Source organism: Sulfitobacter sp. NFXS29, from assembly GCF_040148765.1.
Taxonomy (GTDB): domain Bacteria; phylum Pseudomonadota; class Alphaproteobacteria; order Rhodobacterales; family Rhodobacteraceae; genus Sulfitobacter.
Map to the genome: position 1 here is coordinate 1 of NZ_JAGDED010000018.1, position 13,900 is coordinate 13,900.

The window sequence follows — 13,900 nt, forward strand, 5'->3', positions numbered from 1 at the left end:
ACAATGGCTCTGGACTTACAACAACGAGCGACCCAACATGGGCATCGGCGGCATGACACCCGCAATGAAACTGAAAACGGCTGCGTGAATTCTACGGCTGGACCCCATTAAAAATGGGGGGATTACCATAGGTTCAGACCGGGCAAAGGTTTCTTATAAGAAAAATGACGTAAAAAAGGCATTGCGGGGAGGCGTAAATGAGCTGACCTTGGCGGCGTTAGGCTAAGCAGCTAAAATTCTTCACCTAATTTCGGGAGAGGGGGGATGTGTAGTGCCTCTCTACCCCAGAAAAAGACCTCCACTACTATCAGCAGAGATCTTCTATTAATCAAGACAGTGATGGGGCGACAGTTTCAGCTACTGCTGCGGCTCAACCTTCGCCAATTTGTCTCGCAAGGCGGGGCCTAGGCATTCCAGGCTATGTGAACGAACGCCAGCTCTGCCTGCAGATTGGCAATCTTCCTATTAACGCCTTTCAGCTCGCTCAGCTGCGCCTTGGCGGCCTCTGATCGGGCAGAGATCAAGTCGCCGTTGGCCGTTCAGGATTCTTTCGGCAGCTTGCTCTGCAAGTCGCGAATATAGGCATTCCGTGCCGTCTTCATAATCGCCATTTCCTGCTGTAGCTGGACGATCTTCCGATCCACGACCTGGACATTGGTAATCTGTGCCTTGGCATCCTCGGACAGTGTTTCAGTGTCATATTCGCGACCATCAATGTTCAACTTAGCCATAAGTTTCTCCGTCGATTTGTAAGTTTGAAAAAGAAAGATCGGCCCCGAAGGGCCGATCCAAATGCTTAGTCCAGGTTGGCTGGCTTAGACGAAGGCGAAGTTGTCTGCGGACAGATCGGTCACACCGGCCAACTCGATGGCCATGTCGTTGTTGTCCAACTGACCGTCGGCATTCACATCCCAGTAGAGAGTGTTGGTCGACGTGTCGAGAACAGCCAACGAGTCCGTTCCTCCTGCCTGCAGAGTGGTCAGCACCGCACCGTAGCCATTTGCCTCACCGGCATAAGACGATGTGCCAGTTGCCACAACTCCGGAGAAGTCCAGGATGTCGTTGATAACGTCATCAGCATCCACAACTGTGTCGCTGTTGATGTCATCTGTCGACTGAACAGCGACCTGGAAGCCAGTGATCGTGTCGACGTTTACGCCCTGCGATTCTGCTACACCGTTGAAGACGATGGTGTCGACATCGTCTTCGGTCACACCGTCACCGAGGGTGATGTCGTCTCCACCGAGACCACCGGTCACTGTGTTGCCGCCGTTGCCAACACTGATCGTGTCAGCGAAGTCGGAACCAACTACGACGTCAGCACCAGCACCTGTGGTGATTGTGACAGCTTGAGCCGCAGTCGAGAGATCGATGTCCAGACCAGCATCAAAGCCCGCTGCATCAACTGTTTCGATATCCGTCAGGCTTGTTGCAGCACCCATGACCAACTCGGTTTCACCCGAGATGTTCAATGCTGTCGTGCCGTCAGCAATCAGATCGACTGTGTTGGCGCCAGGTGTGGTTTCGTCAGCGTCAGTTGCAGCGGATGTCAGATTGATGGTTTCGACATCTGCGACGGTGAGACCGTTCAGAGTAATACCATCTTCACCTTCGACAACCAGGTTCAGGCTGTCTGCAGTGCCAGCAGCCGCATCTTCTACGATGATTGCGTAGTCGGTTGTGCCATCATCAGTTGCGGTGACAGTTGCAGCTGTCTCTACAGTCAGATCACCACCTGTGGTGTAGCCGTCGATAGTCACATCGTTGAAACCAAGAGTGGTCGCGTCGATGCTCTGGCCTGCAACAGCAGTCAACGACAGACGCTCGAAGTTGACGATCGCGTCGCTGAAGTCCGTCACATCGGCGTTCAGCAGAGCCTGCGAGGCAACAAGATCATCGGTATCGATTTCGAAGGTGTCGACACCGTCACCACCATCCAGAACTTGGATGAAGGCATCTGAGTCAGCGTTCAGTTCAAACTCGTTCAGCAGTGTGATCGTGTCGTCACCAGAACCAGCCGTTGCGACGGTCGCAAATGTAGCGCTGGAACCAACGCCCAGATCAAGGTTGCCAGTTGCGGCACCTGCATTGACTGTCAGACCTTCGTTATCGCCCAAAACGTCAAAGGTAACGTCGCCGGCACCAGAGATGTTGAAGGTGACCTCTTGATCGTCCGCAACATCCCAGATGCTGTCCACGGTCATATTGGCATTGGCGACGATATTGATGGTCTGGGCTGCATCAATATTGGAATAGCTGTCGATTTCACCGAAATCAGCATCGCCGTCGATGTTCAGGTCAATGTTTTCGAAGTCTTGGAAATTGAAATCGTTGGAGCCGTCGGTATTGGCCAGACCACCGCTTGCAACATTGACAGTCACGCGATCATTGTCGCTGCTCACGCCGCTATCATTGGCATCCAAGACCACGTCCAAACCATCGACATTGTCGAGGTTCAAGACAACATTTACGACGTCAGCAACGTCAGCCGTCGCGCCGTTGTAAACATCCAGGTCGATTTCGCTATAGTCATCCGGAGTTTCAACATTCGTCACGTTATACGTCACGTTGATGACAGCATTATCTGCCTGCATTTCGATTTCATCATAAGAATCGAAACCCTCGTCATCACCATCACCATCGATAGAGGTGAAGTTTTCAAAGGTGTTGGTCAGATTGAATTCTGTAGCGACCGAGAATTCATTGTAGTTGTCGAAATTGACGTAATTGTCATTCGTCACGCGATCAACGTTCGAAATGGTGTTGCTCTGAGAGACGGCCCCCGTCAGGGTGCTGATGGTATCATCATCGTTACGATAAATGGTTTGGCCATCGGCAATAATGTTAGTGGCGACGAGGTCGGTGTCGGCGCGCATGTTGTCGAGGTAGAGACCGTTGCTCATCTCTGTATCAGCGTAATCAACCGTGAGCGTTTCAATCATCTTGTTGTTGATGTTGAAGTCTTGGCTGCCCGTGTCGGGGTCAATGTTGATGACGGTTACGTTTTCAACGTTGGTGATTGTGCGGCCAGCCAACGTAAGGTCTTGGTTCTCGTTAGCAATGCTCAGAGTGTCCACACCGGCACCACCATCGACGTTGTCGCCGACATTCCAGGTGGCGTTATTGGCGGCAAATGTGTCATTTGCTTCGGCGCCTGCGAGGACGTCGAGACCTGCGGTGAGCGTGAAGGTGTCGCCGAGGTTGGCTGTGCCAGACAGGAAGGCATCTGTTTCAGCTTTGGCGGCGGCAACGGTTGCAGGGTCGTTTGTGACGTCATCGATCGCATCGACTGCGGCAGATTTAGCGGCAGCATCGAATTCGAAGCCGGGTGTGTTGCCTGCGTCGACGGCGAAATCCAGACCAACTTCGACTTTATTGTCGAGCGTTGTTTTGTCGAAGGTGGGGGGTGTTGCGTCGGGCGCATCAACGGCACCGTTGATGATCGCTTCGATCATGTCGGCTACGGAGACAGACCCCGCGGCAAGCACACCGGACCAGAAGTCCAGACCAGCTTGGTCAGGGGCGCGGTTGAACAGGTTCTGGTAGATGCTGGTGATGAAGGTCGAAGGCGACGCCACATCAGGTGCTGTCAGGTAAGGATACAGCGCGGTTGCTTCCGAAGAGGACGCGAAATCCGCAGCAATCGTGTTAAACTCGCGACCGCCATCGATCTGATCGATCCAGAACTGGAGGCCTGCGGGATCGGGGGCGCGGTTAAAATAGCCGGCGTAAAGCGCGACGAGATCGTTAATTTGTTCAGATGTTGCCATGGTTTTTGCTTCCTGCTTAATAAGCTTACACGATGATCTTTTCACGAGCGACCGCGCGGCAAAAATTTTCCGAAGTCGGCATTGTCGCCAGATCGCGGAGTGATCGCTAGGATTGGATTACCAAATCCGCCACCTTCGGGCAAGCTTTATGTCCAGTAAAAAGTATACCATCTTTTTTCAGAAGATGTTATAAATACAAACAGGCTCAGATCTGACCGAACTCAAGTCGGTGGCCTCAAACCTATAGCTGCAACACTTCTGGTTCAGCCCCGACTTTAACTGGGGCTGCGCCGCGAACAGGAAGCCTCATAGTATGGCACATGATAAGATGACCCCCGCTGTCTCGCGCGATAAAGATGCCCGCGCTGAGTTGGGTAGCTGGCTGAAGACCTTACGTGAAGCCCAAGGCCTATCGCAGCGTCAGCTCGCGGATACGCTTGATCTGGATTATTACACCTTTATTTCACAGCTCGAAACGGGACGCGGTAAAATCCCGAGTGCGCGGTACCGCGATTGGGCGAAGGCCCTCGAACAAGAGCCTAAAGCCTTCATGACTATTCTGTTGAGCTATTATGAGCCAGAAGCCTATGAGATGCTCTTCGGCGACACTTAAAAAAGATTAACGCTTCGACCTATCGGCCGCAGTCAACACCGTAAGACGCTTTTGCAGATCGGGGTGTAGACTACGCGCTTTTTGCCGCTCAGAACTCAAGCGCAAGGCCAGATCTCGCCCGGCTTGATCTGCGGTTTCTTCAGCCCAGGCGATAATGTTTTTCGCATAGGAGGCAGGGGCGTGATGCGCTTCAAAATAGGCCCGACCTGCAGCGCCAATCTCATCCCCTGCGCGGCGATCCGCGGCAAGCTTCAAAAAAAGTGCCTGCAGTTGGGCGATCTCGTTGTCCGTGTCGACAGAATAGACCACGTCTTCGGGTAATCCAGCATACCAGCCTTCCCGAGTAACAACCGACGGTGCCCCTGCATTCCAGATACGCAGCTGACTGCCCGAAGCTTCCCCCATACTGGGGTGGCGTAGGTTTAGCACCAGATGGGCCTGGCGCAGGGCATCATCCAAGACTGGCTCTGAGACAAAACCGTGCAGATGTACCCGATCGACTAAGTTCAACTGGGTGAGCTTGTCATATATGATATCCGAATTCCAAATCTTGCCCATTATATCTAGCCGGTAGTCGAACCCTTCCGGCATTTGTGCCAAAGCCTCCAAAATCTGCTCAAGCCGCCGGTTTGGCCCAATCCAACCAAATTGCAAAAGTCGCAGTGGTCCGCTTGAGGTGCGGCGCGGTAACGGCGCCGGACCAATTTCGAAGGGCAGGGGCAGGGCCTGAACGGGCAGCTGCGGTAACCGCGCCTGCACCGCATGATGGGCCATCTCAGTATGCGTGAGCACGCCCAGTGCCTTTTCCAGAACCAGCTCAAAGCCCGGCAGACTGGCAGATATAGCAGAACCTTTTTCTGTTCGGCTCAGACACGCTTGGCCTAAGCGCCGACCATCGGCCCCATACCACTTTTCCATACCAGCCAAATAGCTCGGCGCATCCCATTCGTTTTGCTCAATCGCTTCGATCATCAGTTCCTGGATCGCGAGATCATGCAGCACTACAAGCGTGGGAATGCGCTGTGCCAGGCGCAAGAAACCCGCGTGAAAGACCCAGGAATTTCCGATATGCAAAAAGAGCATTTCTGGCCCTGACCCGCGGCTCATGGCCGCAAAGTCCCGCGGCATAACCGTATCCGGGTCAAAATGTTTGACCGTTGCGTGGCGCTCTAGGGTCGGATCCCACTCCCGCGCATCGGTCCAAAGAACAACCTCGGCCTCAGCGCTGAGAGCCGGCAGAACGCGCGCGGTGTAATGCGCAATGTCAGTCTCAGCCGGGGGGAGGGGGCTGATCCAATGAATAATGGGGCGCGGTTCTATGTTGGCCATTAAAGCGCCTGTTTGGCCAAGGCCAAGAAGGTAGCCTCAGAACAGGACAGTTCTAAAAGGTTCGCCCGTCCTGTCCCGGTAAAGGCCCCGACACCGGTCTGGAAGAGCTGCAGCCGCAGCGTTCCCAAACCTGGCTGATCCGGCGCGCGGCGGAAACTGAACGTCGTCTCTTCTCCAGGTGCCACAGCTTCACTTAGGGGTAAAATGACATTGGTATGAACTAGATAGCCTGCATCGTTAATCCATTCCGCCAAGAGAGCCGTCGCTTGATTGCCCGTCGCCGGCCACCAGCTTGAAGAGGTGTTTTGAGCGGTGATTTGCGTAAGCCCGGTGTCGGCCTCGTCCTTGGTCAGGACCAGTTTGCCTGAGAGCCGCGCAGGATCGCCATGGTAGAGCCCGGGCGGCGGGGCACTCGGCACTCCTGTTTTCCGCCCCACAAAGACAATTGTTTCTCCACGCAGTTCCAATGCGTCCTCGCGGGCAATCATGAGGGCTGCAGTCGCGGGGTCTACATGGGTGTCATAGACATCTGTTGTACCCAAGAACTGGGTTTCAAAACCTGCCCCAAGGGCCAGAGCCTCTACCTCTCGGGGGGTGTATTCGCGGTTGTGTCGCCCGTAGACCCCGCCTGTGGGGACAAAAAGGCCGAAAGAGTAGGGGGACTCGCGATCCAGCATCTTTCGCACACCGCGGTGACTGCCGACATTGGGCGTGGTCAGGATGATATGGCCCCCTGGCCGCAACACGCGGGCCGCTTGGGACAGGAAGAAATGCGGGTCCAGAGCGAGATGCTCGAAGATCTCCATGCCCAACACCATGTCGAACTCAGCATCCCCATAGGGCATCACATCGCGCTCAATGTTGGCCGGGCGCAGCTCAATGTCAAAATCAGGGTAGGCCGGGTTCAGGCTTTTGACAGACTGCGCATAAGGATGGGGTCCTTCCCAAATCCCGCTCATTTTGACGTCCTTAAGGGCGTTGACGACCATGGCTTCAAAAGCCAAAGGCGGGAAGACTCCAACATCGAGAATGTCGCGCGGGGCACAATCGACAACATGGTGTAAAGTGGTCAAGTAGCGCGTCCAATGAGAGCCCAGATATTGCGCCAAGCCAGGTTCAACCGGCGCGGGACCCGCACCCTTTTCCTGCGGCATGGTGTCAAAGGCATAAGCCTGCAGCACGTCGGTAATGGAGGCAAAAGGCAAGGCAGGCGCGGGCGGAGGCGCCACGGCAGCCTGTACACGCGCCACCGCTTCTTCGGCCGGCGTGGCTGCGGCTTTTGCTTCAAGGGCCGCGATCTGCGCCGGTCCCGGGGCTGGCTTTGCCGTTTCTCCGGTTAGCGTTTCCACTACATGCTCCCACGAGATCTGCATGCTTTGATAGCGCTCAAGCCCAGCCTGACCGATTGTTTCGGCTAAGGTGGCATCTTCAGAAAGCATGGTGAAGGCCTTTGAGAGCGCCTCCGCATCGGGAGAGGTGATCAATCCTTCCCGTTCGTGAGAAACGAACTCCAGCGGCCCACCGGCGTCGGTGGTGGTGATCACTGGCTTGCCCGAAAGCATGGCCTCCAGCGTGATATAGCCCAGATCTTCATCTTGCGGCGTAAAGACGACGCCGCGGGCTTGGGCATAGTGTCGGATCATTGTCTCATTATCTATGCCGCCCAACCAGTCGACGCGCCCCGAAATCCCCAAAGCCGCGGCCAATTTACGCAAATCGTCCAGATAGGCGGGGTTTTCTGGCACACCAGCGATGACCAGGCGCATTGGCCCAGGTGTTTTGGCCAAGGCGCGCAACATCAGATCGACCCGTTTCGAGGGGTTCAGACGTCCCGGGGCGAAGAGGTAATCACCGAACGCGCCTTGTGTCATCCGGTCCGCAAGCGGTGGGGGGTGATACAAAGGCGTCGAAGGCAGCCCCAGGTATGTCTTCAGCCGTCCAGCCACATTTTGCGAATTCGCATAAATGGGGCGTTGACTGCGCGCAAAAGCCGCCCGGTCTTCCGCGCGGATCATATCACGGGCCATCATCCCTTCGGAGCTGTCCAGCAGATCTGACGTGCCCGCATCCCACATATCATAGGCTTGCCGATGTTGGTGGATCAGCCAGAAGACCGGATTGGGATGCCGTGCGAGATAGGCAGGAAATTTAAGCCCGATCATCATGTCGATCGGCACCCCTTCCGCCTCTGACAGATCCGTCAGTCGCGCGGCGAGGATACTGTCGGTCAAGGTTTCAACAGGGTACCATTTGAAGGGCAGGGTGATTTCGCAAGCTTCATGGCCATATTGGCGTAGGGCGCCCACCAAGCCGGCTGCATGGCGCTCAGCGCCGCCGGTGACAAAGGGCACTTGGGTTCGGACGACACCAACCCGCATCTCAAACCTCCTGAAGAGGTTTGTGGCCGAGAACGGCGAGGTCCTGGGCTCCAAACATCAAGTTGGCCAACTCCGGGTCAAAACCTGGTTTGGCCATGAACTCGGCGAGCCTCTCATGGGGGTGCAGTCGGCGCGTCTCAATGGGCTGGAACCCCACCGTTTCGAACAGAACGGTGAGCACGGGATCGGTCATGGGATGCAAATGCGTAGGGTCATTGTGAAACGACGTCGCCCCCACCAAAACATTGCGCACATCAGGCGTCTCGAACAAAAGCACCCCCCCCGGTGCCAAGACGCGCATGGCTTCCCGCGTGATCCAAAGGACCTCTTCAAAGGGCAAATGCTCAATCAGGTGGTGCGCGCTAATGCAGGCTAGAGAGCTGTCTTCTGCCTCACTCAGCGCGCGGCGAGCATCCCCTTGCCGCGCATCCAGCCCTTTTTCTTGTGCCTCGCCAATTTGCACCGAATTGGTATCAATGCCGATGGCAGTAAGGCCTGCGTCATTCAGCAATTCGAGCCATTCCCCCCGGCCACAGCCGATGTCCATGACCGGTTTGCCACCCGTGCGGATAACAGCGCTTTCCACATCAGGCAGATAGACGCGCAGCCTGTTGCGAATGTCGGAGACGGACCCGCGGTATTTGTTTTCCAGCCTATGATAGAAACTGTCCATGACGGCCTCGAGCCCCCCTGCCTTTTGGGTGGCCGGGGTGGGGCGTGGGGGCTGCCCCGGCTCACTTTGAGAGGCGAGCAAGACCTGATCTAAGCGTCGAGACAGTTCGACAAAATTCCGCGCAAGTTCTGCGTTGCGGGCCATCAGGGCTTGGGTTTCGCCCTGAACCATCTGTTTAATCCCGTCTCGGAAGCGCCGCTCGCGGGCTTCCAAGCCGTTGAACCGTTCTTCAATCGTCCGCATGTTGCGATGGGCTTCTTTGGCCATACGCTCGGTGCGTCCCAGCTTGAAGAACGCGGCTATATAATCGCCGATACGCTTGACCTTGCTCACATCATCTCCCATCGGATCTTTGGACGTCTCACCAAAAGTACCTTCTATTTTTTTGTAGCTACTCTTCGCGCAAGCTTTTGAAGATCGCTTCGGACAGAGGGTCTAACATGTACTGCAACACGGTCCGTTCACCTGTCAAAATAACTACATCCGCAGGCATGCCGGCGGTCAAACCTTCTCGTATTTCGTCAGTCAGGTTTTCATCCGGCACTTTGATCCGCGCGAGATAGTAGGGCGCCTCGCTGGAATCTTTGGTAGTCACAACATCAGTTGAGATCGACAAGACTTCTCCCAACACCAGTTTGGACAGACGGGCCTTAAAGGCAGAAAACCGCACTTCGGTTTCGAGCCCGGGGCGTACGTTGTCGACATCTACAGGTGCGATCTTGGCGTCGATGAGAAGTGTCTCATCGCTAGGGACGATCTCCATCAGGATCTCACCAGAACGGATCACAGAGCCGCGGGTGGTAACGGCGAGGCTTTGCACCTTGCCGGTCGTGGGGGCCAGAATGGTTGTGCGCCGCATCCGGTCGGCGGCCACGGTCAGCTTTTCATTGATCTCAGCAAGCTCGGAGCGCGCAGTCTTGAGCTCGCTGTTGGCGCGTTCGCTATACTCTTGCTTGAGCTTGAGGATATTGAGACGTGCTTCTCCCGCCGCTGCTTTGACTTGGGCAATATCGGACATGGCAGTCCCGATGCTGGCCTCAATCTGGATCACCTCATCTTGCATCTCAGAGAGACGGTTGCTCTCGATCACACCGCGCTCTTCGCCTGTGCGCATGCGCTCAAAAAGTTCGCTGCGCAGGTCATGGCGTCTTTCCACCGCAGCGAGTTGGACTTCGTAGCCTTCCGCTTGACCGTTCAATTGCTCTGCGCGGAACTCGAGAATTTCGGTTTGCGACAGAAAGATTGATCGGCGGTCTTCAAAGATGTTGCGTTGGGCTTGCACCGCGCTTTTCACATGGGGGTCTTCAGCGTTGAGCAGGTCAGGGGAAAAGTCGATCTCTTCGGCAAAGGTCTGCTCTGCAACCAACCGAGCGATCAGGGCTTCCGAGGTGGCGCGGCGCTGCTCAAGCACCGTTATCTCTGAATTGACCTGGATGTTGTCAAGGACGAGCAAAGGGTCGCCTTGTTCCACCAAATCAGCTTCACGCACCAAGATCTCTTGGACGATGCCACCCTCAAGGTGCTGGACAACTTTACGGTCACTCTCCAGCGACACCACCCCCGGCGCCACAACGGCGCTGGCAATGATGGCGAAGTAAGCCCAAGCGCCCAGGATACCGAACGTAATGAACAGGATGACGTACCCTGCAAAGGAATACTTTCGCGGGTTTGCCATCTTTTTCAATTGGCCCGCAATCAGAGTTGATTGTGCTGTTGCCACGATTAAATCCTAAATCTCTTGTCGGTTTGTAAGGGTGATAACTGTTGTGACAGCTTGACGAGGATCGGACCAGCTCGGTGTCGTGTGAGCGGACAAATCCTGCCAAATCTTACAGCTTGGCCGTGGATAGCGATACGGTCTGTGGTTGCTGCTGAGGCTGTTGTTGTTGAGCTTTCTGCTGGGGCTGCAAGAGCTCTTTTGTAGGCACAAACCGCTGCACAGTTCCTTCTCTCAAGATCAAGGTAAGGTCGGTGGCACTCAGAATATTTGCTTTATGGGTCACCAGGACAATCGTCTTGCCTTCATTTTTCAGCAGGGTGAGGCAACGTGCCAGAGCTTCTTCACCTTCACTATCAAGGTTTGCATTGGGCTCGTCGAGCACCACCAGACAAGGGTTGCCGAAAAGCGCCCGGGCCAGTCCAACCCGTTGACGTTGGCCGCCAGACAAACGGCTCCCCCCGCTTCCGATCTGCGTGGCATATCCATCGCTTAAGCCTGAAATCATTTCGTGGGCCCCGGCGAGCTTAGCAGCTGCAATAATGTCGTCGTCGGTGGCACCGTTCATGAAGCGGGAGATGTTCTCGGCAACAGTGCCTGAGAATAGTTTTACCTCCTGCGGCAGATAACCGATGGCTTTGCCCAACTGATTGCGGTCCCAATGGGACAGTTCCACCTGATCTAGGCGGATCGCGCCATTTATAGGATCGCCAACACCGACCAGATGGCGCGCCAGAGTCGATTTTCCCGACCCACTGGGACCAATAAGAGCAAGCGTCTTTCCCGCAGGTAAATCAAAACTGACGGCCCGCAGGATCGTTTCACGGGTACCTGGGACAACGGTGGTGACCCCCTCGGCGTTGAGATGGCCTTTGGGCAAGGGTTGCTGAATGCGCGTGGGTTCTTCCGGGACCGCTTCAAAAAGCTTTTTCAACCGGGCATTGGATTGGCGTGCCGCCACAAATTCTTTCCACTGTCCGACAGCTTGCTCGACAGGGGCCAAGGCTCGGCCCATCACGATGGAGGCGGCGATCATGACGCCCGCGGAGATCTCCCCTCGCATGGCAAGATAGGCACCGGTACCGAGGATCGCGACTTGGAGCGCCATTCGGACAAATTTTGAGCTCGACATGACAGCGCCAGCCCAATCACTGGCTGTCGCTTGCGAAATAAGCATGCCATTGCGTTTGACCTGCCAGCGCTCTGCCAAAGCATCCTGCATCCCCATTGCACGAATGACCTCCGCATTCTGCATCGTGGCCCCCGCAAATTCGGACGCTTGCTGACCTTCTGTACTGGCCGACTGCAGCGCATTGCGGGTTAGATACTCATTGAGAAGCGCGAGGGTAAAGATCACGACCGTACCGCCCGTGGCCACCCAACCCAGCCAAGGGTGAAAGGCAAAGCAGAGCGCAAGAAAGATCGGTGTCCAAGGGACATCAAAGAAGGCTAAAACGCCTTGCCCCGTGATAAAGCTGCGAACCTTGTCCGCATCTCCCAGGGCAGTGCGGGCGCCGCTGGTAGGGTTGACCAGCTGCATTCGTGCCACGCGGTCAAAAAGGGGCCGTGAGAGGATGCTGTCAAACTGCAAGCCTGCACGCACCAGCATGCGCGAGCGGACAAATTCCAGCGTGCCATAGGTTATGAGAAGCGCCACGGCGATCACAGTGATCACTATAAGTGTCATTTCATTCCGGCTGGACAGCACCCGATCATAGATCTGGAGCATATAAAGAGGGCCTACGAACATCAGCAAGTTCACGAAGAAGCTGAACAGGATCGTCGCCCCGAAAATGGCGCGGAACTTCCGGTAGGCCTGCTGAAGCGGGTTACTGGCACTCATTGAATAAATATCTTTCACAGCCAAACATAGTCGTCTCGCTATAAACTCTTTTTTAATGAAGGTCACGCCCAGTATACTCGGGCCCGGTTGCTAGGAAGGGCTTCGATTCAACGATAGCAGGAGGCATGCTGGTTAAGCTCAAATGGAAAGCGCCTTGCAGCATGGCCTCGGGGAATACAGTCTTTGTCGACCTTATTAGGGCATTGATATAATTAGAGAATACCAGAAATTTGCCGTCGCATACGACAGGCCCGCACGACGCAGGCACCGATTTCACAGCGCCCAATCACCTGTCGACCTATCTGAGTTAGCATTACAGACTACAACACAGAGCCTACAGCCGGTCTGAGAATGACCAACAATACTATTGGCGCTTCACCGAGGTTGGGTTCTAATGACAAACGGATACCTTGGGTGGGATTTACCTCGCGCCAGCCAAGGGCCATCAGAACAGGGAATGGGGCAACCCATTTCCTGTTTCTATGTTGCGGTCTCTCCTTCGGTCTCGATCTTCAAAGGTTCACCGCAGTGTTTGCAGTGAATGGCGTCTGTCTCGTGCCGGTTCAGGCCGCATTCGGGACATTTATATTTGATTTTGGAAGGCTGAAAGATGGCGCGCGCCAATTGCACAAAAAGCGCGACCCCCACGACCATGATAAAGACCGACAAGAGCTTGCCGCTGGTCGTTGCCATGGTGATGTCACCAAAGCCAGTCGTCGTGAGCGTCGCCACCGTAAAATAGAGCGCGTCCACATATCCCGTGACGCCAGCCTCTCCCTCAAAGGCCAACACAAAGACCAATGATGTAGTCACGAAGATGAAGACAAACAAATTGACTGCAGCGAGGATGGCATCCTCATGACGCCGAAAGAACAGGCTGTCGCGCCGCAAATCGCGGAGCAGGTGATAGGCGTGGATCAGTCGCAGCCCCCTCAGGACGCGAAGGAAAGCAAAGTTTCCAGGGATAAAGGGGGCGAGCAGCAATGACAGCGCCACGACCAAATCCGCAAGGGTATAGATGCGTGTCAGTTCCCGGCGCAGGTTGTTTGAAATCCAAAGCCGGGCCGCAAGGTCCATCGTAATAAGCAGGCCGAGCGTAGTGTTTATGGCGGTCATCGTCGACGCGGCGGGTAGGGCGGCTGTCGCGATAAAGTAAAAGATGGTCAGCGAATCAAAAATGATCAGCCCATAGCGAAACCGTTGGGCGCGTGGGCTTTGTCCCGTGTAGAGCAGCCGGATTGCGTGGTGAAGTTCCTTCATCCATGCAACCTGACACAGGTTTTTGACCGGCGCTATGCGCGTACGGGTTTGGGTTGGTCGCAATGACCTCGCAGCGGGCTGCCTAGCCCTCCCAATCTACCACTATTGTTACGGCATTGGTCGTAAGTCATGGCCATATAGCCTTCTCTGCCACCGCCCCTTCTTTCAAAGGGGCTGGGTGACCGCACCGCCAACCGTAATCTTGTGATATCGGCCGGTGGAGCAGAGGGCTGAGCCGCTCTATTCCCAGGCAAAGCACCATCACGTCGTCACTTTAGGGTCTATAAATAAGAGTTTGATCTGAATGGGTTCTATGC

9 protein-coding genes are annotated in these 13,900 nt (G+C 55.3%); 1 reads left to right on the plus strand and 8 read right to left on the minus strand.

Annotated elements, in window-relative coordinates; translation table 11 throughout:
• Positions 1-539 precede the first annotated feature (539 nt).
• Together J3456_RS18630 and J3456_RS18635 are read right to left on the minus strand one after the other, a co-directional pair.
• The gene (locus J3456_RS18630) at positions 540-731 is read right to left on the minus strand and encodes a DUF6447 family protein (protein ID WP_349581719.1); all 192 of its coding nucleotides are present in this window, start codon (positions 729-731) and stop codon (positions 540-542) included.
• An 84-nt stretch (positions 732-815) separates the two neighbouring features.
• Positions 816-3,770, minus strand: coding sequence for a DUF4214 domain-containing protein (locus J3456_RS18635; RefSeq protein WP_349581720.1), 2,955 nt, complete (start codon positions 3,768-3,770; stop codon positions 816-818).
• 313 nt (positions 3,771-4,083) lie between these two features.
• Between J3456_RS18635 and J3456_RS18640 the strand changes: the two genes are divergently transcribed.
• Positions 4,084-4,383, plus strand: coding sequence for a helix-turn-helix domain-containing protein (locus J3456_RS18640; RefSeq protein ID WP_349581721.1), 300 nt, complete (start codon positions 4,084-4,086; stop codon positions 4,381-4,383).
• A gap of 6 nt (positions 4,384-4,389) precedes the next feature.
• On the opposite strand, the gene J3456_RS18645 is transcribed toward J3456_RS18640, so the two are convergent.
• The 6 genes from J3456_RS18645 to J3456_RS18670 form a co-directional block, all read right to left on the minus strand.
• On the minus strand, positions 4,390-5,712 hold the full coding sequence (locus J3456_RS18645) for a glycosyltransferase family protein (protein ID WP_349581722.1): 1,323 nt from the start codon (positions 5,710-5,712) through the stop codon (positions 4,390-4,392).
• Positions 5,712-7,787 carry a glycosyltransferase gene (locus J3456_RS18650; RefSeq protein WP_349581723.1) on the minus strand — a complete coding sequence of 692 codons (2,076 nt, stop codon included), beginning with the start codon at positions 7,785-7,787 and terminating at the stop codon, positions 5,712-5,714. Before J3456_RS18650 ends, J3456_RS18645 begins: the two co-directional genes overlap by 1 nt.
• A 304-nt stretch (positions 7,788-8,091) precedes the next feature.
• Positions 8,092-9,096, minus strand: coding sequence for a class I SAM-dependent methyltransferase (locus J3456_RS18655; protein ID WP_349581724.1), 1,005 nt, complete (start codon positions 9,094-9,096; stop codon positions 8,092-8,094).
• A gap of 58 nt (positions 9,097-9,154) precedes the next feature.
• Positions 9,155-10,483 (minus strand): HlyD family type I secretion periplasmic adaptor subunit, encoded by a 1,329-nt coding sequence (locus J3456_RS18660; RefSeq protein ID WP_349581725.1) that lies wholly within the window; start codon positions 10,481-10,483, stop codon positions 9,155-9,157.
• Positions 10,484-10,592: 109 nt separating this feature from the next.
• On the minus strand, positions 10,593-12,323 hold the full coding sequence (locus tag J3456_RS18665; protein ID WP_349581726.1) for a type I secretion system permease/ATPase: 1,731 nt from the start codon (positions 12,321-12,323) through the stop codon (positions 10,593-10,595).
• A gap of 480 nt (positions 12,324-12,803) precedes the next feature.
• Entirely contained in the window at positions 12,804-13,583 is a 780-nt protein-coding gene (locus J3456_RS18670) for an ion channel (RefSeq protein ID WP_349581727.1), read from the minus strand.
• Positions 13,584-13,900: the final 317 nt, after the last annotated feature.

Excerpts from the sequence above, each read along its gene's own strand:
- J3456_RS18670 (WP_349581727.1), bottom strand. The coding sequence starts at position 13,583 with ATGAAGGAACTTCACCACGCAATCCGGCTGCTCTACACGGGACAAAGC.
- J3456_RS18650 (WP_349581723.1), bottom strand. The coding sequence starts at position 7,787 with ATGTGGGATGCGGGCACGTCAGATCTGCTGGACAGCTCCGAAGGGATG.
- J3456_RS18645 (WP_349581722.1), bottom strand. The coding sequence starts at position 5,712 with ATGGCCAACATAGAACCGCGCCCCATTATTCATTGGATCAGCCCCCTC.
- J3456_RS18640 (WP_349581721.1), top strand. The coding sequence starts at position 4,084 with ATGGCACATGATAAGATGACCCCCGCTGTCTCGCGCGATAAAGATGCC.
- J3456_RS18665 (WP_349581726.1), bottom strand. The coding sequence starts at position 12,323 with ATGAGTGCCAGTAACCCGCTTCAGCAGGCCTACCGGAAGTTCCGCGCC.
- J3456_RS18635 (WP_349581720.1), bottom strand. The coding sequence starts at position 3,770 with ATGGCAACATCTGAACAAATTAACGATCTCGTCGCGCTTTACGCCGGC.
- J3456_RS18630 (WP_349581719.1), bottom strand. The coding sequence starts at position 731 with ATGGCTAAGTTGAACATTGATGGTCGCGAATATGACACTGAAACACTG.